Source organism: Aquisalimonas asiatica, assembly GCF_900110585.1.
In the GTDB taxonomy this organism is placed as follows: Bacteria; Pseudomonadota; Gammaproteobacteria; order Nitrococcales; family Aquisalimonadaceae; genus Aquisalimonas; species Aquisalimonas asiatica.
Genome location: NZ_FOEG01000012.1, coordinates 1 through 20,325 on the forward strand (window position 1 = coordinate 1; position 20,325 = coordinate 20,325).

A 20,325-nucleotide genomic window follows, 5' to 3' on the forward strand; every position below is an offset into this window, starting at 1 on the left:
AGCCGCCGCTCTTCGTCACGCTCACGGTAGGGGTCGAACACCTCATCCGGCGGCAACGGCTTGCTACGGTCCATGTACCAGCTATAGAAGGCCATCGCCTCATCCGGAAAGTCCTCGTTCAACGTTATCAAACGCAGATCACTTGGCCTGAAGGCCTTTATTACCTTAAAAGCACCGCCGTACATTTTCGGCATATGGAAGTTGACGACAACAAGGCTTTCCCATGGAACCTCGTCGTAACCTCCCAAGCCTATGGGCGGAAGAAAAACAACACCCCTTTCCCTATCAAAAACCAAAGAAAGACGGGGGTAATTACCAAACAATCTGCGAATAACACGAAAAATCGCAGAAAATGCGATCAAAAAAGAATAGCTAAAAACAAAAAAACACAGAACCTGAACTGCCAACAACAAAAAACTAACAGACAACGAATGCCAACTCGCCTCATTTACACTTAAATCATACATAATCCCGTCATAAGAAATAAAAACCAAGTACAAAAAAACGAGAGAAAACAATGCCGTTATAAAAAAGGCAAACAAAGCACTGGAGACAGCATCATTAGAGTACGGAAACACAAATCGCCTATCATCTGCTTGCACGACCTCTTCTCCGAGAGACTCCTTCAACCAGTCAGCCAAGCCCAACACAGGAACCCGGGAAGGCAACTTACTCAACGATTTCTTGGATCGCATACGCCTTACGATTTTCCAATCCCATGTTGCCCGTCTCAACCAAGTTGGGATCTGCCCAAAATCAAACATTTTTCCAGCCCTCAGTTTTCAGCCTGTCTCCACACGACTTCCGTTATCTCGAATCGTCGACACATCTCCAATGTACACTGCCTCGTTATCCCGTCTTGGATCTCCCCAAACCGCCACTTCCGCACACCAGTACTCAACCGAAGACGCTGAATCGTCCTCTTCCGAGCGAGGATTCTGAGGAGGACAATGACGAAGAAGAAAACAAAATGAATCACCCGGATTTCCCGAAATTTCCCGAACGCCGAACGTGATGGCTATTTTCACCTTCTCCTTCTCATCCAGCGGCTCCATGGCCACACTAAAGGGCCGTAATGCCAGCGGCTCGCTCGGGCCAATATCTGCCTGGCGGTGAAAAAAAATTCCAATGCATTGCCATGACGTCAGTCGAAACGGGGGAGGGGGAGCTTAAGAGCCACGTCCACTGCGCTGCTATCAGCCTCGTGGAGGGCGAAAGTTGGCTTTACCGTCACTGGCAAATCGTTCAGAAACCATTCGCGAACGTAACGTTGGGCCATGTTTGTCAGAAACCCTCGGGATGAGGGCGCTTTGACAATGGGCCTTGCTGAACCAACGCACTCGCCAATGCGCAGCCATCGCTGGATTGATCGAACGGAGCATTCACCCCCGGCGACGCTCCTCCGCGCAACGGCCACATCGGTTACCGGATCATCGCCAGGCGAAGGAAGGGTCCAGTCCCGCGGAAACAGACGGCGTGACCGGGTGAGGTAATCCGTGACCTCGGCGCAGGGATCCGCGCTTTCCGACGCGTCTACAACTTCGGCAAACGCCATTACCGCCGAATCCGCTTCGGTCGACCATGACGGCTGCCGGGAGGGGCCATAGTCCATGGCAGAGTCTCCTTGGTATCCATTCCGATTCGTCGACAATGAAACCTGCCGCCGCCACTGGAAGTCAACCCTCCGGATACCATCCGGGGCGGACAGTGAGCGGCGTTGTTGTTGTAGAATGCGGCTCCTGGTGTCGTAAGGAAACACTGAACAATTCGCACGCGACTCGGACCGGCGCTATGCACATCGAACTCAACGGCGAACGCACCAACGTCCCCGAGCCACTGACCGTGGCCGACCTGATCGCCCACCTGGACCTGGGCGAACGACGGATTGCCGTGGAGGTCAACGAAGACGTGGTGCCGCGCAGCCAGTTCGCACAGACGCACCTTCAGCCCGATGACCGGGTGGAGATCATTCACGCCATCGGTGGCGGCTGACCAAACAGGAATCGCCTGCTCATGACCGACGACCCTCTCGTCATCGCAAACCGTTCGTTCCAGTCACGGCTGCTGGTGGGCACGGGCAAGTACAGGGACCTGGACGAGACCGGCGCCGCCACGGAAGCCAGCGGCGCAGAGATCGTCACCGTCGCCCTGCGCCGCTCGAATATCGGCCAGGATCCGGATCAGCCCAATCTGCTGGACGCCATCCCGCCGGAGCGCTACACCATCCTGCCGAACACGGCGGGCTGCTACTCGGCGAAGGACGCCGTCCGGACCTGCCGCCTGGCACGGGAGCTGCTGGATGGACACAACCTGGTCAAGCTGGAAGTGCTCGGCGACGAGAAGACCCTCTACCCGGAGATGCGCGAGACGTTCAGCGCCGCCGAGACACTGGTGGCCGACGGGTTCGAGGTGATGGTGTACATGACCGACGACCCCATCGCCGCGCGGCAACTCGAGGAGATCGGCTGCGTGGCGGTGATGCCGCTGGCCGCCCCCATCGGCTCGGGTCTGGGCATCCAGAACCGCTACAACCTGCTGGAGATCATCGACAACGCCGGCGTGCCCGTTCTGGTGGACGCCGGCGTGGGCACGGCGTCGGACGCCGCCGTGGCCATGGAGCTGGGCTGCGACGGCGTGCTGATGAACAGCGCCATCGCCGGCGCCCGAGAGCCCGTGCGCATGGCCACGGCCATGCGCCACGCCGTCATCGCCGGACGCGAGGCCTACCTGGCCGGGCGCATTCCGCGCAAGCGCAATGCCAGCGCCTCCTCGCCCCTGGACGGCACGTTCTTCTGACTCGTTGCCCATGACCACCGATACAGACACCGCACACCACCGCCATGTCCGCAGTTTCGTGCGCCGGGAAGGGCGCATGACGGAGGCGCAACAGCGGGCACTCGACGCCCTGTTCGCCCGCTACGGGCTCGCCGCCGGGGAGACGCCTCTGGACTACGCCGCGATCTTTGGCCGCGAGGCGCCGGTGGTCCTGGAGGTGGGTTTCGGCAACGGCGAGTCCCTGGCAACCATGGCGGCCGCCCACCCGGAGCGGGACTACATCGGCGTGGAAGTCCACCGCCCCGGGATCGGCCGGCTGCTCAACCTGGTGGAACAGCAGGGGCTCGAAAACGTCCGCGTGATCGATCATGACGGGGTCGAGGTAATGAAACACCAGATCCCGCCGGCGTCGCTGGCCGGGATCCAGCTCTATTTCCCGGACCCGTGGCCGAAGAAGCGCCACCACAAGCGCCGCATCGTACAGCCGGACTGGGTGGCGCTCGCCGCCAGTCGGCTAGAGCCGGGCGGCTGGCTGCACATGGCCACGGACTGGGAGAACTACGCCCTCCACATGCACGAGGTCATGGAGGCCAGCACGGCATTCGACAACGCCCATGGCGCGGGGTGTTTCGCCCCAGGGCCGGGGGAGCGGCCACGCACCAAGTTCGAGGAGCGCGGTGCCCGCAAGGGGCACGGCGTGTGGGATCTCGTCTACCGGCGCCGGCCCGCCGCGGCCACGCCAGGCGCAGAATAATCCATCAAGGGGAGAGACAACATGCAATACCGTCCACTGGGCACCACCGGAGTCGACGTGAGCACCATCTGCCTGGGTACCATGACCTGGGGCGAACAGAACACCGAAGCGGAAGCCCACGAGCAGTTGAGTTACGCCGTGGATCAGGGCGTGAACTTCATCGACACCGCCGAGATGTACCCCGTGCCGCCGAAGGCAGACACCGCCGGTCTCACCGAGCAGTACATCGGCACCTGGCTCAAGGCGCGGCAGGACCGGGACAAACTCATCCTCGCCAGCAAGATCGCCGGGCCGGGGCTGGATCACTGCCGCGGCGGTGCCTCCCGCCATGCGCCGGAGCAGCTCCGCGAGGCGGTGGACGGTTCCCTGAAGCGCCTGCAGACCGACTACATCGACCTCTACCAGTTGCACTGGCCGGCGCGTAGCGCCAACTACTTCGGCAAGCTCGACTACCGCCCCAAGGACAACGACATCATGACGCCGATCGAGGACACCCTCGAGGCGCTGGACGGGCTGGTGCGCGAGGGCAAGATCCGCTGGATCGGCCTGTCCAATGAAACGCCCTGGGGCGTGATGAAGTTCCTGCAGCTTGCCGAGGCCCGGGGCTGGCCGCGGGTGCAGAGCGTGCAGAACCCCTACAGCCTGCTCAACCGCAGCTACGAGGTGGGGCTGGCCGAGGTGAGCCATCGCGAGCAGTGCGGCCTGCTCGCCTACTCGCCGCTGGGCTTCGGCATGCTGAGCGGCAAGTACCTCAATGACCAGTGGCCGGAAGGCGCGCGCCTCACCCTCTACGAGCGGTTCCAGCGCTACCTGAACGACGCCGGCAAGGCAGCCACGGCCGAGTATGTCGCCATCGCCCGCGATCACGGCCTGGACCCGGCACAGATGGCGCTGGCCTGGGTGAATACCCGGCCGTTCCTTACCAGCAACATCATCGGCGCCACGTCCATGGAGCAGCTGCGCAGCAATATCGACAGCATCAACGTCACCCTGGGCGATGCGGTCATTGACGCGCTGGAAGCCGTGCACGCGCGCATGCCCAACCCCTGCCCGTAGCCCGGCGCAAGACGCCATCAGAGCGCCCGGTTCCCCGGATTGCACCACCGGGGAACCGTTCATCCCATCGCCGCTTGCCCCGAATGGTCGAAACTTCTATACAGGAGGAAACGCTTCACCGTTAGCAACGGGCACATGACGTCCACCGGGGCGCAATCGCCTCAGGAGGAGTGTAAGCATGGGAATGCACTACCAACCGGTCATCGGTGACTGGTACCAGACCGCCACGGGCGAAGCGTTCGAAGTGGTGGCCCAGGACCCTGAAGAAGGCACGCTGGAGATCCAGTATTTCGATGGCGCCATTGAGGAACTGGATCTGGAGACCTGGCTGGAACTGGATCTGACGGCCATCGAGCCGCCGGAGGACTACTCCGGCTCCCTGGACATCTCCAGGGAGGATTACGGCGTCGACCTGGACGATGGTCCGCCGCGCTACCGTCTCAGCGGCAACCCGCTGGACGGCTTCGACTTCGAGTACTGACTCGTCGCCCCCGGCACGGCATGACCCACCGTCTCGAAGGTGGGTAACATGACCGCCATGGAAGCGGCCGCCCTCCACGACTGGCCAGACGACGCCCGGACCGCGCGCGGCATACAGCAGGCGCTGGCCGGCCGCGTGCGGCTGGAGGATGACACCGGAGCTGTCAGTACCCTGGCGGGCGTCGACACCGGATTCGAGGCCGGCGGACGCACGGCACGCGCCTGCGTTGCCCTGTTCCGGTGGCCGGACCTCACTCCACTGGAGACAGTGATCGGCCGCGCGCCGGTGACATTCCCCTATATCCCCGGTTTTCTGTCATTCCGCGAGATGCCGGCAATCCTGGCCGCCATGGCCCAGCTTGAGCACCTGCCGGATCTGCTGCTCTGCGACGGCCAGGGGATTGCGCACCCGCGGCGGCTGGGCATCGCATCTCACCTGGGGCTTTGGCTGGACCGCCCGGCCATTGGCGTCGGCAAGAGCCGCCTGTGCGGGAGCCACGCAGCGGTGGGCGAGCAGCGGGGTGATCAGGAGCCACTGCTGGACGGTGATGCGCGCATCGGCACGGTGCTGCGCACCCGCAGTCGCGTGAAGCCGGTGTTCGTCTCGCCGGGGCACCGGGTCAGCCACGACGGCGCGGTGGCGTGGGTCATGGCGACACTGAGCCGATATCGCCTGCCGGAGCCGATCCGGGCGGCGGACAGGGCGGCCTCCCGGCGCGGGTGAGCTCCCTTCAGACAGCGAGAATCAGCGCGGTCACCACCCCGGCGGCCAGCACCGTACAGGCCAGCAGCATGAACCGCCGGGTGCGGGCATGGGCGGCATTGGCCTCTTCGGCGGCCGCCTCGGCAGCCGCAGCGGCCGCCTCCTTGAACATCACTTCCGAGGCGCTGCGCAGCGCATCCTCCACGGCGTCCAGCGCCGCCTGAGCAGCCAGCTCCCGGACCCACTGATCCAGCGCATTCTTGAGCACGGGGACGCCGTGATCGGTCAGCGCAGTCACCAGCTGCTCGCGAAAGGCTTCCGTCTCGCCCACCGCCTCGAGCCGCTCGGCCAGCAAGGCGTTGACCCGCTCTTCCAGGGCGGCATCCTGCTGCGGGGCATCGCGCTCCGCGAGCGCCTGCTCCACGGCCTTCACCGCCGCCTGACGGGCCGCCTCCTCGGCCTGCTGCCGCAACCCGTCGGCCACTTCGTTGACGGCCGCCTGCGCGGATTCCTCCGCCGCCGCCCTGGCGGCCCCCACGGTGTCATCCTCTCTACGTGCCTGCTGCATGCTCTCCTGCAGCATTTCCTGCAGCTCCGCACCGACCCGATCCAGCTCGTGCTGCCAGTGCACCCGCGCTTCGTCCAGCTGCGTGTCCAGGGTCTCCCGGGCCACCGCGGCCGCCACTTCCCCGGCGCGCTGTTCCAGCTCCGCGGCATCCGGCACCGCCCCGCCTCTGGCGGGCTCGGCCGGGGCCGGTTCCGCCTCGGGCACCGGTGACGGGGCTGGGACGGGCGCGGAGGCCTGCTCCGCCGATGTGTCAGCGGTCGCTGGTGCATCGGCTGCGGACGCCTCCATGGGCGGCGGCGACCAGGCTTCCACGTCGGCAAGGACTGCATCGAGCGCGTCCTCGCTGGTGGGCTTGGGCAAAAAGCCGCATACGCCCAGCTCGTGGGCGCGCAGCCGGTCATCATCGGTGTCCTGGGAGGTATACATCACCAGCGGCAGCGGGTCGCGCTCGGGGAGCGCCTGGATCGCGCGGGCCGCTTCCATGCCGTCCATGTCCGGCATCATGTAATCGAGAAACACCACATCCGGCGCCTGGGTGCGCAGATACTCCAGCGCTTCCTCGCCGGAGCCGGCCACGTCCACTTCGATACCCCGGCGGCCGAGCAGCTTGCTCAGCGCCACCCGGGCCAGGCGTGAATCATCCACAACCAGAGCTCTGGTCAATGCCATTGCGTTCCCTCCGCCCGGCCCTGCGTTCCCGCAGCCGGGGACGATGAACAGATGCAAGCCGATTCCGAGACTATCCCACGACGACCCCACGGCGTTGTGCGCCACACATCACAACATACCGCCATCACCGCGTGGGCGCGCGGCCATGCTACCGTTTACGGACGTTTCAGCAAGCAGAGCCTCGGGAACAGGAGCCCCGCCCAATGAATCTGGAGAAAGTGGTCTTCGGTTTTTTCATCCTGCTCGCCCTCACCCTGAACTTCGGATTCTTCCTCGGTGAGTTCGACAACCCCGACCACCACAACGTCTACGAGCTGTTCGCCGCCATTGTCGTCAGCCTCATCGCAACCGTCCTGAAGCTCGGCGAGCGCACGCAGATCGGCGCGGTTCTCCTGGCCGCCAGTCTGGTGGCGGACCTGCAGCTCATCGCGGCGGCGCTGGTCTGGGGGATTGCCGTCCACGCCACGGACACCGGGCTCACGCCGGCGGTGATGGCCAGCATCGTGTCCCTGTCCGGCGGGGCGTTGCTGGCGAACATGGTCTCCGCCACCCTGCTGGTCATCGAGACCTCGAGCCTGCAGCGCTGACATGGTGAGATCCGTCGTCCCACTGATCCTCCGGCGCATGCGGCCACCGCTGCTGGTGCTGATCACCGCCTACGCCGTCGCCGTCGTCGGCCTCACGCTGATGCCGGGGCAGGACGATCAGGGCGCACCCTGGCGCATGGACTTCTTCCACGCCTTCTACGTCATCACCTATACCGCCCCCACCATCGGTTTCGGCGAAATCCCGTACGAATTCAGCGGCGCGCAGCGCCTGTGGGTGACCATCAGCATCTACATCACGGTGCTGGCCTGGCTGTACGCGGTGGGGACGATCATCTCGCTCATCCAGGACCCGGCATTCCGCTCCGCGGTCAAGCGCGGCCGGCTGCGGCGGGCGGTGCGGCAGATGAGCGAGCCGTTTTATCTGGTCTGCGGATACGGTGACACCGGCGCGCTGCTGGTGCGTGCGCTGACCGAGCGGCGACGCCGGGTGGTGGTCGTGGACCATGCCCAGGACGCCATCGAGAGCCTGGAACTCCGCGACCTGGGCGTGGACGTCCCCGGGTTCCGGATGAACGCCGAGATCCCCGAAAACCTGACCACCGCCGGTCTTGATCACCGCTGGTGTGCCGGTGTGGTCGCGGTGATGGACGACGATCACGCCAACCTGAAGGTCGCGGTGGCGAGCAAACTCCAGAGCCCCTCCACCACCGTGATTGCCCGGGCCGGCAGCAGCGAGACCGCGGCGAACATGGCGTCGTTCGGCACGGACGCGGTGGTGGATGCCTACAGCGGCTTTGCCGAGCGGCTGATTCTGGCAATCCGCTCACCCGACATGCACCGGATTCAGGACTGGCTGACGGGCATTCCGGCAACGGAGCTGCCCGACCGGCCGCAACCCCCGGAGGGCCCGTGGCTCATCTGCGGTTTCGGACGGCTCGGCCGGGCGGTCTACCATGCGCTGCGCCGCCACGGGGTGCGCGCCGTGATCGTGGATGATGCCCCCAAGAGCAACGGCTGCCCGCCGGACGCCATCCGCGGCAAGGGCACGGAAGCTCACACCCTGCGCCGGGCCGGCATCGAGTCCGCGGCGGGGCTGCTCGCGGCCACGGCAGACGACGCGGACAACCTCTCCATCGTGATCACGGCACGGCAACTCAACAGCAGCCTGTACATCGCCGCCCGCGAGAACGCCCTGTCGAACAAGCCGCTATTCCGTGAGGCGGACATCGACCTCACCGTCGAGCCCAGCTATATCCTCGCGAGCCGTATCCTGTCCCGGTTGAACGCACCACTGCTGGAGGATTTCCTGGAACAGGCCCGCGCCCGGGACACGCAGTGGCACGCCGCCCTGGCCGACCGTATCCAGGCCATTGCCGGCGGCACGGTGCCGGAGACGTGGACCCTCCGCATCAGCGCCGCCCGCTGCCCGGCGGTCATCGAGGCGCTGGAGCAGGGAATGGATGTCACCCTTGCCGGCCTCACCCACCACCCGCGCGACCGGCACACCGCCCTGGACTGCATCCCGCTGCTGCTTCTGCGGGAGGACGAATCGGTGCTGCTGCCGTCACCGGAGACGACGCTGGCATCCGGCGACCGAATCCTGTTCTGCGGCACCAACACGGCGCTGGGTGCCATGCGCACGCCGCTTCGCCACATCAACAATCTGCGTTATATGCTCACGGGCGAGAGCCGCGGGGACGGCCTGGTCTGGCGCTACCTTGCCCGGCGCTCCGCGCGGTAGACGCGTCTCAGTCCCCGGCGATGACCTCTTCCATGGCCTGGGATTCCAGCCACTCCTGGGCATGGCTGCAGCCGTTGATGGCCGCCCGGTAGAACCAGCGCACCGCTTCCTCGTAGTCCACCGCGACACCACGGCCTTCGGCGTACATCACACCCAGGTTGTGCTGGGCCTCGGCGTGCCCCCCTTCCGCAGCGGACTGCAGCCACGCCACCGCCATTTCGTTATCCCGCGGCACCCCCTGCCCCGTCGCGTGCAGGAAGCCCAGCGCATGCTGAGCGTCCGGCAGGCCCCGCAGTGCCGCCTGCCGGTAGAACCGCGCCGCCGTGTCGATGTCCATCGGCACGCCATCACCCATTTCGTATCGGCGACCGATTGCGTAGGTTGCCTGTGCCATATCGTTATTCGTGGTCATTGTTGTACCCGCCTTCCTCAGCGTTGTCCTGCTACCTCTGGGGACAGGAAAAGCACAAAGCGGGCCAACTCTAAATACAGCGAAAGAACAACAACCTATAGCAACCCCAGAACCAGCACTGACGCATCGCGTCGCCATCTTGCGTCAATAACTGGTCATGGAGTGTCACCCGGGCGACGGCCGCTCAGTCGTCCTTGCCCGGCTGCCGCATGCGATCAGGGTGGGCCACGCGCAGGAGCACGAGCCCCAGGACAATGGCAGGAAGTCCCGCACCGGCGGCGATGATGAAGAACCAGACCCAGTCAACCTGCTCCGCGAGCCACCCCGTGAAGCCACCGAGGAACTGCCCCGGCAGGGTCATCAACGAGCTGAAGAGGGCGTACTGGGTGGCGGTGTAGGCCGTGTTGGTCAGGCTGGCCAGGTACGCCAAGAAGACGGAAATGGCCATGCCACCGGTGACGTTGTCGGCGATGATGGCAAACACCAGCCCGTAGAGCTCCGGGCCGATCAGCGCCAGCCAGGAGAAGGTGAGATTGGTCAGCGGCGCCATGATCGCGGTGAAGATCAGCATCCGCGCGATGCCGAAACGCAACACCAGCACGCCGCCCAGCGCCGCACCGCCGAGGGTCATGCCAAGCCCGAAGGCGGCGGCCACGTTGGCAATCTCCGTCTTGGTGAAACCGAGATCCAGGTAGAAGGGGTTGGCCATGACCCCCATGACGATGTCACTGATGCGGAACGTGCCCACGAACAGCAGCACCGCCACGGCGGCGAGCCCGTAGCGCTTGAAGAAGTCGGCGAAGGGGCAGACCACTGCGCTCAGGAACCAGGCCACGAAGTCGCGCAGCGCCCCCTGATGGGTGGTCCGGTCCAGATACTCCACCACCCGCTGCTCCATGCGCCGGGTATCATCGCTGACCTGCTGCACTTCCGGTTCGCGCACGATCAGCGTGGTGACCAGCCCCACCCCCATCAACAGGGCCATGACGCCGTAGGCCACGCTCCAGCTGCCCACCGCCGCGATATGCAGTGCACCGGCGCCGGCCATGAGAATCGCCAGACGGTAGCCGGTCACGTAGGTCGCGGCCATGGCCCCCTGGCGCTCCCGCCCCACCGCCTCGACCCGGTAGGCGTCGATGGAGATGTCCTGGGTTGCCGACCCGAAGGCGGTGACCACCGCCCAGAATGCCACCAGCCAGAGCTCCTCCACCGGATCGGCCAGTGCCATGCCGAGCAGCCCCATCGCCACGGTGCACTGCGCAGTGAGAATCCAGGCGCGCCGCCGGCCGAACAGCGGCGTCAGCACCGGCAGCGTCAGGCGATCGACCAGCGGCGCCCACAACACCTTGATGCTGTGCGCCAGACCCACCCAGCTGAGAAAGCCGATGGCGGCCAGTTCCACGCCCAGATCGCGCAACCACGCGGTGAACGTGCCGCCCACCAGCAGCAGTGGCAGCCCGGCCGCGAACCCCAGGAACAGCATGGCGAACACGCGCGGGTGCGCGTAGACGCGCAGGGCGTCCAGCCGGGACGGACTGGCTGTATTGGAGACGGATCCGGACATGGTGCGACCGCGACGTTGGCGATGGCCGGACTGTAGCGGTTATCGCGCCTCAGGGAAACGCCTCTGTCACCGTGTTGTGCTCGCCATCTCGGGCGCGCGCCCGCCACGCTCCGGTGTCAGCAGCCACTTCTCCAGCTCCACCAGCAGGAACACGGCCAGGCCGGCCCCGAGAATGCGCAGCCAGTCCGCGAAGGCAAGCGCCTGGGAGCCGAACAGCAGTTGCAGTGGCGGCGCATAGGTAAACAGCAGCTGCAGGACAACGATCGCGGCAATGGAGCCCGGCACCCACGGGTTACCGCGCATGAGCCCTGCCGCCAGCGCCGGCCGGCGGACGAACCGCGCACTCACCAGGTAGAAGATCTGGCAGACCACCAGGGTGTTCACGGCCACGGTGCGGGCGTATTCCATGGCGGCGTCATCAGTGTGGGCAAAGAGGAACAGCCCGAATGTCGCCGTCACCAGCAGCACCGAGACAAACGCCACCCGCCAGACCAGAAAGCCGGACAGGATGGGCTCGGTCGGCGCCCGTGGCGGCCTTGCCATGACGCCGGGCTCCGTGGGCTCGAACGCCAGCGCCAGGCCCAGTGTCACGGCGGTGACCATGTTCACCCAGAGAATCTGCACCGGCGAGATGGGCAGCAGCAGGCCGGCCAGCACGGCGGCGATCACCACCAGCGCCTGGCCGCCATTGGTGGGCAGCAGGAACAGCAGGGCCTTGCGGAGGTTGTCGTAGACCGTCCGGCCCTCTTCCACCGCCCGGGCGATGGAGGCGAAGTTGTCGTCGGCGAGCACCATGTCGCTCGCCTCCTTGGAGACCTCCGTACCCTTCAACCCCATGGCCACCCCCACGTCGGCCCGCTTGAGCGCCGGGGCGTCGTTGACGCCGTCACCGGTCATGGCGACGCGTTCGCCGCTGGCCTGCAGGGCCTGCACCAGCCGCAGCTTGTGCTCGGGGCTGGCGCGGGCGAACACGTCGGTCTCCGCCACGGCGCGCTCAAGCGCGGCGTCATCCATGGCCTCCACGTCGCCGCCGGTCAGCACGCGGCTGCCGTCGCCAATGCCCAGCTCACGGCCGATCGCGCGGGCAGTGAGCGCGTGATCCCCGGTGATCATCTTGGTGCGGATGCCGGCCTCCTGGCACTGCCGCACGGCGGCGATGGCCTCCTCCCGCGGCGGATCGATGATGCCCACGAGCCCGAGCAGGACCAGGCCCTCATCCACGTGTTCGAACGCCAGCTCCTGCTGGCCGGGGTCGGCGGGGCGGGCGGCGAGCGCCAGCACGCGCTGCCCGCGGTCGGCCAACCCGTCCATGACGCCGCGCCAGTGGTCGGGGTCGATGGCCACATCGCCATCCGCGGTGCGCTGCCGGGAACACATCTCCAGCACGCGCTCCGGCGCGCCCTTGAGATAAATCACCCCCGCGCCATGGTGATCGTGATGGAGCGTCGCCATGAACCGGTGCTCGGACTCGAACGGAATGGCGTCGGTGCGTGGCTGTTCGGCATGCAGTTCAGCGGCATCCAGCCCGCCCTTGAGGGCAAGGGTCATGAGAGCGCCCTCGGTGGGGTCGCCCTCCATGCGCCAGTCACCCTCCTGGCGCCCCACGACCGCGTCGTTGCACAGCAGGGCCACACGCAGCAGCTCCGCGAGCACCACCTCGGCCTCCGGATCCACCGGCGCACCGTCGCGCTCCACGGCGCCTTCCGGGGCGTAGCCCACGCCACTGACGGCGTAGTCGGCCTCCGCCGTTGCCACCGCCTGGACCGTCATCTCGTTGCGGGTGAGCGTGCCGGTCTTGTCGGAGCAGATCACGGTGACCGATCCGAGGGTTTCCACGGCGGGGAGCTTGCGGATGATGGCGTTGCGCCCCGCCATACGCTGGACGCCGATGGCCAGGGTGATGGTCATGATCGCCGGCAGGCCTTCGGGGATGGCCGCCACGGCAAGCCCCACGGCGGCGAGAAAGATCTCGCCCCAGGCATAGTCGCGGAATGCCAGGCCAAACAGGAACGTCAGCGCCGCCGCCACCAGAATGGCTCCGGCCAGCCAGCGTCCGAACACGGCGATCTCGCGCAGCAGCGGCGTGGTGAGCTTTTCCACATCGGCCAGCATGCTGCTGATGCGCCCGATCTCCGTGTGATCGCCGGTGGCGGTCACCACGCCCGTGGCCTGTCCATACGCCACCAGGGTGCCGGAGAAGGCCATGTTGAGCCGGTCACCCAGCACCGCATCCGCCGGGACCGGGTCGGCGTGCTTGTCCACGGCAACGGACTCCCCGGTCAGCACGGCCTCGTCGACCCGCAGCTCGCGCACGCGCAGCAGCCGCAGGTCGGCCGGCACCTTGTCGCCCGACTGGAGCACGACCACGTCCCCGGGGACCAGCTCCTCGGCGGGCACGGTGATGCGCCGGCCGTCGCGTATGGCCGTGGCCTGGGGCGAGAGCATGTCGCGGATGGCGTCCAGCGCCCGCTCGGCCTTGCCCTCCTGGAGCACGCCGATGACGGCGTTGATCACGACCACGCCAAGAATCACGCCGGTATCAACCCAGTGCCCCAGCAGGGCAGTGACCACGGCCGCCGCAATCAGGACGTAGATCAGCACGTTGTGAAACTGCAGCAGAAAGCGAACGAACGGCCCGTGGCGGCGCGGCGGTCGCAGGCGGTTCGGCCCGTGGCGCGCCAGCCGTTCGGCCGCCGCATCGCGGCTCAACCCGTCAACATGCGTCTCCAGATGCTCAAGGACGGCGGCCGATTCGCTGGCATGCCACCCATTCCGTGCATTGTCTTCAGCCGCCATTCCACACCTGCCTCTATCCGTATCCCGTCAGCGGTTAGTATTGCGCACCGCACCATGCCCGCCAATGACCTGGATCAACCAATGGCACTCTTGAATTCGGGCGCCGGTGCCCCGATCACCAATCGACCGCACGGAACGCGTCGACGGCAAACGGTTTTGTTTTCAGTCCCGTGAACGTAGACAATGCACCTCTTTTGGAAGAACCGATCGGAGGAACCGACATGACCGGTGCCGAACTGCCGCTGACGCCGCTGATTTCCCTGCTTGCCGGGGTCGCGATCCTCATCGTGCCCAAGCTGCTGAACTACATCATTGCCGCGTACCTGATCCTGGTGGGGATCATCGGCCTGATGTGACGCCGCCGGTGGCGGCCAATTGCTAGGAGAGACCATGAGCGAGGCGAAACACCAGAAGCTGCTGATCCTGGGTTCAGGACCCGCTGGCTACACCGCGGCGGTCTACGCCGCACGCGCCAACCTGGAGCCGGTGCTCGTTACCGGCATTGAAATGGGCGGCCAGCTCACCACCACCACCGACGTGGACAACTGGCCCGGCGACGTGGAAGGCCTGCAGGGCCCGGCGCTGATGGAGCGCATGAAAGCCCACGCCGAGCGCTTCGGCACCGAGATCATCTTCGATCACATCCACACCGTGGACGTGAATCAGCGGCCGTTTCGCCTGGAGGGGGATGTGGGCGCCTACACCTGCGATGCCCTCATCATCGCCACCGGCGCCAGCGCCCAGTACCTGGGCCTGGAGTCGGAGACCACGTTCGCGGGCAAGGGCGTCTCCGCCTGCGCCACCTGCGACGGATTCTTCTACCGCAACCAGAAGGTGGCGGTGATCGGTGGCGGCAACACGGCGGTGGAGGAAGCGCTCTATCTCTCCAACATCGCCTCCCATGTCACGCTGGTCCACCGGCGCGACTCGCTGCGGGCGGAGAAGATCCTCCAGGACAAGCTGTTCGCCAAGGCCGAGGCCGGCCAGATCACGCTGCAGTGGAACCACACCCTGGACGAGATCCTCGGTGACGACACCGGCGTGACCGGAGCCCGGGTCAAGTCCACGGAAAGCGGAGAGACCACCGACCTGGACGTGGCCGGCGTGTTCATCGCCATCGGCCACAAGCCGAACACGGACATCTTCCAGGGTCAGCTGGACATGCAGGGTGGCTACATCCGCGTGAAAAGTGGCCTGGAAGGCGACGCCACCGCAACCAGTGTGCCGGGCGTGTTCGCCGCAGGCGATGTCATGGACCACGTCTACCGCCAGGCAGTGACCTCCGCCGGCACCGGCTGCATGGCCGCGCTCGACGCCGAACGCTACCTGGACCGCATCAGTCACACGTAACCCACGGGCCGCGGCCTCTCCCCGGGGCCGCGGCACCGACCCGACAGGGGTTGTGAAAAGGCAGGGAAGCCCTCAGTCTTATAGTGACTGGCCCCTGCAATTCACCGGAAACCCCTGAAGAAGAGAACCATGGCGACGAGCCCCCAGAATCCAGCCGTTGTAACGCGCGATGACCAGGAACAGGAACAGGTGGACCGGGAGACGGACAACCTGGCGCTGTACTACTACGACACCTGCCCCTTCTGCATCCGGGTCCTGCGCACCATTGAACGTCTCCGCCTCAAGATCGAGCTGCGCGACATCCGCCGTGTACCCGCCTACCGGGAGCAGCTCCTGCAGGGCGGCGGCAGCAGCACCGTGCCCTGTCTGCTGATCCAGAAAGATGATGGGTCGCTGGACTGGCTCTACGAGTCGGACGCAATCATGGGCTACCTGGAAGACAGGTTCGCCTGATCCAGTGATCGGATTGTCGCGACCGACGTCGCTCCTACGGCCACCCCGGCTCCGTAATGCCGGCCGTAGGAGCGACGCGAGTCGGGACCAGAAGACGGCTTCTCAGCCCAGCGCCCGCTCGTAATCCACCGTTAACGGCGCATGGTCCGAGAAGCGGTCGTCCGTGTAGACGGACGCATCCCGCAATGCCGGTTTCAGGCCAGGCGTGATCACCTGGTAGTCGATCCGCCAGCCCGTGTTGTTGTCCCAGGCCCGACCGCGATTCGACCACCAGGTGTACTGTTCCCGCTCCGGGTAGAGCGCCCGGTAGGCATCCACCCAGCCGACCTCGTCGAAGACGCGGTCCAGCCACGCCCGCTCGTGGGGCAGGAAGCCGGAATTCTTCCGGTTGCTGCGCCAGTTGCGCAGATCGAGTTCACGGTGAGCGATATTCCAGTCGCCGCAGATGATGTACTCGCGGTCGTCGGCCATGAGCGTGCGCAGGTGGTCGAGAAAATCGCCCATCCAGCCTTCCTTGACGCCCTGGCGCTGATCGCCGGACGAGCCGGACGGGAAGTACAGCGACACCACCGACAGCGCGCCGAACCGCGCCTCGATCCAGCGGCCCTCGGCGTCGAACTCCGGCCAGCCGAGCCCGCGGATGACGTCGTCCGGCTCACGCCGGGCATAGATGCCGACGCCACTGTAGCCCTTCTTCTCCGCCGCGTGCAGCGCCACATGGTAGCCATCGGGATGAAACGGGTCTGCAGACAACTGGTCGGGCTGAGCCTTGAGCTCCTGCAGGCAGACCACATCGGCCTGCTGTTGCGGCAGCCAGTCGAAGAAACCCTTGCGGGCCGCGGCCCGGATGCCGTTGCAGTTGAGACTGATAACGCGCATGAACAATCGCCTTGCCGGGAATAACGGACCGGAAACAAACGGGGCGGCCCGGTTGGACCGCCCCGCATGCGGGTCGTGGGTCGAGGCGCGTTACATGCGCTCGAACAGGGCCGCGATGCCCTGGCCACCGCCGATGCACATGGTCACCACCGCGTAGCGGCCGCCCGTGCGCTGAAGCTCGTACAGCGCCTTCACGGTCAGATTGGCCCCGGTGGCGCCGATCGGGTGCCCCAGGGAGATGCCGCTGCCATTGGGGTTGACCTTGTCCATGTCCAGCTCAAGGTCGCGGCACACGGCCAGCGCCTGGGCGGCAAAGGCCTCGTTGATCTCCCAGACATCGACCTGGTCACGGCTGACGCCTGTTTTCTCCAGCAGCTGCTGCACCGCCGGCACCGGGCCAATCCCCATGTACTTGGGATCCACCGCGGCAACCGTGCCAGCCACGAGGCGCCCCATGGGCTTGAGCCCGGCCTTCCCGGCCGCGCCCGCCTCCATCATGGTGACCGCGGCGGCGCCGTCGTTCAGGGACGACGCGTTACCGGCCGTCACCGTGCCGCCGTCGCGCTTGAACACGGGCTTCATGCCGGAGAGCGCATCCATGTCGGTGTCACGACGGGGCCCTTCGTCGGTGTCAAAGACCTTCGTGCCCTTCCGGGACTTGATCTCCACCGGCATGATCTGGTCCTTGAAGCGGCCTTCGTCGATGGCATTGGCCGCCCGCCGATGGCTTTCCGCCGCCAGCGCGTCCTGATCCTCCCGGGACACGCCCCACTTCTCGGCCACGTTCTCGGCGGTGATGCCCATGTGGCACTTGTCGAAGGGATCGGTCAGGGCGCCCACCATGGCGTCCAGCATGGCGCCGTCACCCATGCGCTGCCCCCAGCGGCCGGACGGCAGCCAGTAAGGCGCACGGGACATGGCATCGGCGCCGCCACCCACCACCGCGTCGGCGTCGCCATTGCGGATGTAGTCGGAGGCCGTGAGAATCGCCTGCAGGCCACTGCCGCACAGGCGGTTGAGGGTCAGCGCCGGGGTCTGCTGGGCCAGACCACCGTTGATGGTGGCCACCCGGGCCAGATACATGTCCCGCGGTTCGGTGTGAATGACGTTGCCGAAGACCACGTGCCCCACCTGTTGCGGGTCCACACCGGACCGGCGCACCGATTCGCGCAGCACGTCCGCGGCAAGATCGCCGAGAGAGACATCCTTCAGCCCGCCACCGTAAGTACCAATCGCCGTGCGGGCACCGCCTACCACCACAACTTCGCGCGTCATGTCATGCCTCCTCGCTGGAAATCCGGCTTGCCTGGCGCAGTCTGGCGCACGGGCGCGCCACCCCGGTCCGGCACCGGTGGAATACTGGACCGGCATTGTAGTTCCCGCCCGCGCGGGTGTCGACTTAGGGAAACACTGAACAATCCCTTGGGCGCTTCCTTGAACGCGGTCCCGCGCCGGGGCAAAATGTCGGACCACCGAGCGGCCCCCTCACGCAGCGCCATGAGACGGCGCGCCGAGGACTTGGCTCAGCGTTTCCTGCGGGGACTCTGCGCATATCGACCGCCCGAGACTGTTTCCCCGGCGGCGGAGCATCCCGCCGCCCCGCCGGCCTCCGGCGCAAGGGTTATACTGAGGCCTGATAACCAGGCTGCCCGGCCATGACCCGTGGCGTCCGCCAACCCTGGACGTCGGGATCAAAAGTCCACACGGGCTGGCATGAACCACTAGAGGAGGACGCATGACCGGACACATCTCATACCCCAGCGGCGGCCAGAAGATTACCGTCAAGGACGGCAAGATCCAGGTACCCGACGAGCCGGTGCTCGGCTACGTGGAAGGCGACGGGATCGGCCCCGATATCACCAAGGCCTCCATGCGCATCTGGGATGCCGCGGTGCAAAAGGCATACGGGGGCAAGCGCAAGATCCACTGGGCCGAACTCTACATGGGTGAGAAGGCCGCCGGGCTGTACGACGGCGACTACTTCCCGGAAGAGACCAAGGAAGCGCTGAAAGACCTCCTCGTGTCCATCAAGGGGCCGCTCACGACGCCCGTCGGCGGTGGTTTCCGCTCCCTGAACGTGGCACTGCGCCAGGATCTCGACCTGTACGCCTGCGTCCGGCCCGTGCGCCACTACGACGGCGTGCCCTCCCCGCTGCGGCACCCGGAAGACGTGGACGTGGTGATCTTCCGCGAGAACACCGAAGACGTCTACGCCGGCATCGAGTATCAGTCCGGCTCCGACGACAACCGCAAGGTCGCTGATTTCCTGCGCAAGGAAATGGGCGAGCGGTTCTTCGAAGACGCCGGCCTGGGCGTCAAGCCGATCTCCGAGTTCGGCAGCAAGCGCCTGGTACGCAAGGCCATTCAATACGCCATCGACAACAACCGTGAAAGCGTGACCCTTGTGCACAAGGGCAACATCATGAAGTTCACGGAAGGCGCCTTCCGCCACTGGGGCTACGAGCTGGCCCGCGAGGAATTCGGCGACGTCACCATCACCGAGGAGGAGCTCTACAGCACCTACGGTGGCAAGCGCCCCGAAGGCAAGGTGGTGATCAAGGACCGCATCGCCGACATCATCTTCCAGATGATGCTGCTGCGGCCGAACGAGTTCGACGTGCTCGCCACCATGAACCTGAACGGCGACTACCTCTCCGACGCCGTGGCGGCGGAAGTGGGTGGTGTGGGCATCGCACCCGGCGCCAACATGAGCGACAACATCGCCGTGTTCGAGGCGACCCACGGCACCGCGCCCAAGTACGCCAACCAGGACAAGGTCAACCCGGGCTCGCTGCTGTTCTCGGGCGTGATGATGCTCCACCACATCGGCTGGAGCGAAGCGGCGGACCTCATCACCGCGGCGTACGAACAGGTGGTCACCAGCAAGATCGTCACCTACGACTTCGCCCGCCAGATCGAGGGCGCGGCGGAAGTGCGCACCAGCCAGTTCGCCGACGCCATCATCGCCGAGATGCAGGGCGACCTGGACCTGGACCAGTTCCGCTCCGAGCGTGACCAGGCCATCGAGAAGGATCGCAAGGCGCGGGAGCTGCGTCGCGTCTCCTCGCCGCTGGAAGAGATGGTGGCCTCCGGCCGCATCCCCCACACCGTGGCCGACCTCATGAACCCGAACCCGGTCTCCGTGCCGGCCGAGACCAACGTGGAAGACGCCATGCACCTGATGCGCGAGAAGCGGATCAGCAGTGTCATCGTCCGCCCGGGTGACGACGGCCAGTGGGGCATCATGACCCAGCGCGACGTGCTCGCCCGGATCGTCCAGCCCAGCCGCCGGCCGAACACCGTCAAGGTCGGCGAAGTGGCATCCAAGCCGCTGGTGACCGTACCGGTGGACATGACCCTGCAGGAGTGCGCGGAGAAGATGGGCGGCAGCAACATCCGCCGGTGTGCCGTCACCGACAAGGATCAGGAGCCCATCGGCATCATCTCCGATACGGACATCTTCGCCAGCGTCGAACAGTTCGGCCTGCCGGAGTAACACCGGAACGGACCCGGGTGTCCTTGTCACACCATGATCGGGGCTGAAGCCCCTCCCACACCCACGGTGGGAGGGGCTTCA

19 protein-coding genes are annotated in these 20,325 nt (G+C 65.9%); 12 read left to right on the top strand and 7 right to left on the bottom strand.

The genetic code is table 11. From position 1 onward, the window contains the following. The coding region (locus tag BMZ02_RS18900; RefSeq protein ID WP_216110906.1) for a hypothetical protein at window positions 1-602 on the bottom strand (602 nt) is incomplete at its 3' end. 1,189 nt (window positions 603-1,791) lie between these two features. Here BMZ02_RS18900 and thiS point away from each other — a divergent pair. The 6 genes from thiS (at window position 1,792) to nfi (ending at window position 5,789) form a co-directional block, all read left to right on the top strand. Next, window positions 1,792-1,992: a sulfur carrier protein ThiS gene (gene thiS, locus BMZ02_RS16785; protein ID WP_091645979.1), complete on the top strand. Its 201-nt coding sequence runs from the start codon at window positions 1,792-1,794 to the stop codon at window positions 1,990-1,992. Between the two features lie 21 nt (window positions 1,993-2,013). Continuing rightward, the gene (locus BMZ02_RS16790; RefSeq protein WP_091645980.1) at window positions 2,014-2,796 is read left to right on the top strand and encodes a thiazole synthase; all 783 of its coding nucleotides are present in this window, start codon (window positions 2,014-2,016) and stop codon (window positions 2,794-2,796) included. Window positions 2,797-2,806: 10 nt separating this feature from the next. Next, window positions 2,807-3,529, top strand: a complete 723-nt coding sequence (gene trmB, locus BMZ02_RS16795; protein ID WP_091645982.1) for a tRNA (guanosine(46)-N7)-methyltransferase TrmB — start codon at window positions 2,807-2,809, stop codon at window positions 3,527-3,529. Between the two features lie 21 nt (window positions 3,530-3,550). Continuing rightward, window positions 3,551-4,585: an NADP(H)-dependent aldo-keto reductase gene (locus BMZ02_RS16800; protein ID WP_091645984.1), complete on the top strand. Its 1,035-nt coding sequence runs from the start codon at window positions 3,551-3,553 to the stop codon at window positions 4,583-4,585. 178 nt (window positions 4,586-4,763) lie between these two features. Next, window positions 4,764-5,066, top strand: a complete 303-nt coding sequence (locus BMZ02_RS16805; protein WP_216110908.1) for a DUF6763 family protein — start codon at window positions 4,764-4,766, stop codon at window positions 5,064-5,066. A 48-nt stretch (window positions 5,067-5,114) separates the two neighbouring features. After that, window positions 5,115-5,789 (top strand): deoxyribonuclease V, encoded by a 675-nt coding sequence (nfi, locus tag BMZ02_RS16810; RefSeq protein ID WP_342707951.1) that lies wholly within the window; start codon window positions 5,115-5,117, stop codon window positions 5,787-5,789. A 7-nt stretch (window positions 5,790-5,796) separates the two neighbouring features. On the opposite strand, the gene BMZ02_RS16815 is transcribed toward nfi, so the two are convergent. After that, window positions 5,797-7,005, bottom strand: coding sequence for a response regulator (locus BMZ02_RS16815; protein ID WP_091645985.1), 1,209 nt, complete (start codon window positions 7,003-7,005; stop codon window positions 5,797-5,799). Window positions 7,006-7,208: 203 nt separating this feature from the next. Here BMZ02_RS16815 and BMZ02_RS16820 point away from each other — a divergent pair, with 203 nt between their 5' ends. Together BMZ02_RS16820 and BMZ02_RS16825 are read left to right on the top strand one after the other, a co-directional pair. Continuing rightward, complete coding sequence (locus BMZ02_RS16820) at window positions 7,209-7,592, top strand: DUF6394 family protein (protein WP_091645987.1); 384 nt, start codon at window positions 7,209-7,211, stop codon at window positions 7,590-7,592. Window position 7,593: 1 nt separating this feature from the next. Then, window positions 7,594-9,294: an NAD-binding protein gene (locus BMZ02_RS16825; RefSeq protein ID WP_091645989.1), complete on the top strand. Its 1,701-nt coding sequence runs from the start codon at window positions 7,594-7,596 to the stop codon at window positions 9,292-9,294. 7 nt (window positions 9,295-9,301) lie between these two features. On the opposite strand, the gene BMZ02_RS16830 is transcribed toward BMZ02_RS16825, so the two are convergent. From BMZ02_RS16830 to BMZ02_RS16840, 3 genes are all read right to left on the bottom strand, one after another. Further along, on the bottom strand, window positions 9,302-9,706 hold the full coding sequence (locus BMZ02_RS16830; RefSeq protein ID WP_245754062.1) for a tetratricopeptide repeat protein: 405 nt from the start codon (window positions 9,704-9,706) through the stop codon (window positions 9,302-9,304). A gap of 184 nt (window positions 9,707-9,890) precedes the next feature. After that, complete coding sequence (locus tag BMZ02_RS16835) at window positions 9,891-11,270, bottom strand: AmpG family muropeptide MFS transporter (RefSeq protein WP_091645991.1); 1,380 nt, start codon at window positions 11,268-11,270, stop codon at window positions 9,891-9,893. Between the two features lie 66 nt (window positions 11,271-11,336). Further along, window positions 11,337-14,066 (bottom strand): cation-transporting P-type ATPase, encoded by a 2,730-nt coding sequence (locus tag BMZ02_RS16840; RefSeq protein ID WP_091645993.1) that lies wholly within the window; start codon window positions 14,064-14,066, stop codon window positions 11,337-11,339. 221 nt (window positions 14,067-14,287) lie between these two features. On the opposite strand from BMZ02_RS16840, the gene BMZ02_RS16845 reads away from it, so the two are divergent. From BMZ02_RS16845 to BMZ02_RS16855, 3 genes are all read left to right on the top strand, one after another. Continuing rightward, entirely contained in the window at window positions 14,288-14,422 is a 135-nt protein-coding gene (locus tag BMZ02_RS16845; protein ID WP_091645994.1) for a DUF3096 domain-containing protein, read from the top strand. A gap of 34 nt (window positions 14,423-14,456) precedes the next feature. Next, entirely contained in the window at window positions 14,457-15,416 is a 960-nt protein-coding gene (trxB, locus tag BMZ02_RS16850) for a thioredoxin-disulfide reductase (RefSeq protein ID WP_091645996.1), read from the top strand. Window positions 15,417-15,545: 129 nt separating this feature from the next. Continuing rightward, window positions 15,546-15,869, top strand: coding sequence for a glutaredoxin family protein (locus tag BMZ02_RS16855; protein ID WP_091645998.1), 324 nt, complete (start codon window positions 15,546-15,548; stop codon window positions 15,867-15,869). A 102-nt stretch (window positions 15,870-15,971) separates the two neighbouring features. Here BMZ02_RS16855 and BMZ02_RS16860 read toward each other — a convergent pair whose 3' ends face one another. Together BMZ02_RS16860 and BMZ02_RS16865 are read right to left on the bottom strand one after the other, a co-directional pair. Beyond that, the gene (locus BMZ02_RS16860) at window positions 15,972-16,748 is read right to left on the bottom strand and encodes an exodeoxyribonuclease III (RefSeq protein WP_091645999.1); all 777 of its coding nucleotides are present in this window, start codon (window positions 16,746-16,748) and stop codon (window positions 15,972-15,974) included. Between the two features lie 90 nt (window positions 16,749-16,838). Continuing rightward, entirely contained in the window at window positions 16,839-18,023 is a 1,185-nt protein-coding gene (locus BMZ02_RS16865) for an acetyl-CoA C-acyltransferase family protein (RefSeq protein ID WP_091646001.1), read from the bottom strand. Window positions 18,024-18,483: 460 nt separating this feature from the next. On the opposite strand from BMZ02_RS16865, the gene icd reads away from it, so the two are divergent. Continuing rightward, a complete protein-coding gene (gene icd / locus BMZ02_RS16870) occupies window positions 18,484-20,244 on the top strand; it encodes an NADP-dependent isocitrate dehydrogenase (protein WP_091646003.1) in 1,761 nt (586 codons plus the stop codon). The last annotated feature ends 81 nt before the right edge of the window (window positions 20,245-20,325 follow it).

What these genes read in the sequence shown, in the direction of transcription:
- thiS (WP_091645979.1), top strand. Translation starts at nt 1,792, where the DNA reads ATGCACATCGAACTCAACGGCGAACGCACCAACGTCCCCGAGCCACTG.
- BMZ02_RS16790 (WP_091645980.1), top strand. Translation starts at nt 2,014, where the DNA reads ATGACCGACGACCCTCTCGTCATCGCAAACCGTTCGTTCCAGTCACGG.
- trmB (WP_091645982.1), top strand. Translation starts at nt 2,807, where the DNA reads ATGACCACCGATACAGACACCGCACACCACCGCCATGTCCGCAGTTTC.
- BMZ02_RS16800 (WP_091645984.1), top strand. Translation starts at nt 3,551, where the DNA reads ATGCAATACCGTCCACTGGGCACCACCGGAGTCGACGTGAGCACCATC.
- BMZ02_RS16805 (WP_216110908.1), top strand. Translation starts at nt 4,764, where the DNA reads ATGGGAATGCACTACCAACCGGTCATCGGTGACTGGTACCAGACCGCC.
- nfi (WP_342707951.1), top strand. Translation starts at nt 5,115, where the DNA reads ATGACCGCCATGGAAGCGGCCGCCCTCCACGACTGGCCAGACGACGCC.
- BMZ02_RS16815 (WP_091645985.1), bottom strand. Translation starts at nt 7,005, where the DNA reads ATGGCATTGACCAGAGCTCTGGTTGTGGATGATTCACGCCTGGCCCGG.
- BMZ02_RS16820 (WP_091645987.1), top strand. Translation starts at nt 7,209, where the DNA reads ATGAATCTGGAGAAAGTGGTCTTCGGTTTTTTCATCCTGCTCGCCCTC.
- BMZ02_RS16825 (WP_091645989.1), top strand. Translation starts at nt 7,594, where the DNA reads ATGGTGAGATCCGTCGTCCCACTGATCCTCCGGCGCATGCGGCCACCG.
- BMZ02_RS16830 (WP_245754062.1), bottom strand. Translation starts at nt 9,706, where the DNA reads ATGACCACGAATAACGATATGGCACAGGCAACCTACGCAATCGGTCGC.
- BMZ02_RS16835 (WP_091645991.1), bottom strand. Translation starts at nt 11,270, where the DNA reads ATGTCCGGATCCGTCTCCAATACAGCCAGTCCGTCCCGGCTGGACGCC.
- BMZ02_RS16840 (WP_091645993.1), bottom strand. Translation starts at nt 14,066, where the DNA reads ATGGCGGCTGAAGACAATGCACGGAATGGGTGGCATGCCAGCGAATCG.
- BMZ02_RS16845 (WP_091645994.1), top strand. Translation starts at nt 14,288, where the DNA reads ATGACCGGTGCCGAACTGCCGCTGACGCCGCTGATTTCCCTGCTTGCC.
- trxB (WP_091645996.1), top strand. Translation starts at nt 14,457, where the DNA reads ATGAGCGAGGCGAAACACCAGAAGCTGCTGATCCTGGGTTCAGGACCC.
- BMZ02_RS16855 (WP_091645998.1), top strand. Translation starts at nt 15,546, where the DNA reads ATGGCGACGAGCCCCCAGAATCCAGCCGTTGTAACGCGCGATGACCAG.
- BMZ02_RS16860 (WP_091645999.1), bottom strand. Translation starts at nt 16,748, where the DNA reads ATGCGCGTTATCAGTCTCAACTGCAACGGCATCCGGGCCGCGGCCCGC.
- BMZ02_RS16865 (WP_091646001.1), bottom strand. Translation starts at nt 18,023, where the DNA reads ATGACGCGCGAAGTTGTGGTGGTAGGCGGTGCCCGCACGGCGATTGGT.
- icd (WP_091646003.1), top strand. Translation starts at nt 18,484, where the DNA reads ATGACCGGACACATCTCATACCCCAGCGGCGGCCAGAAGATTACCGTC.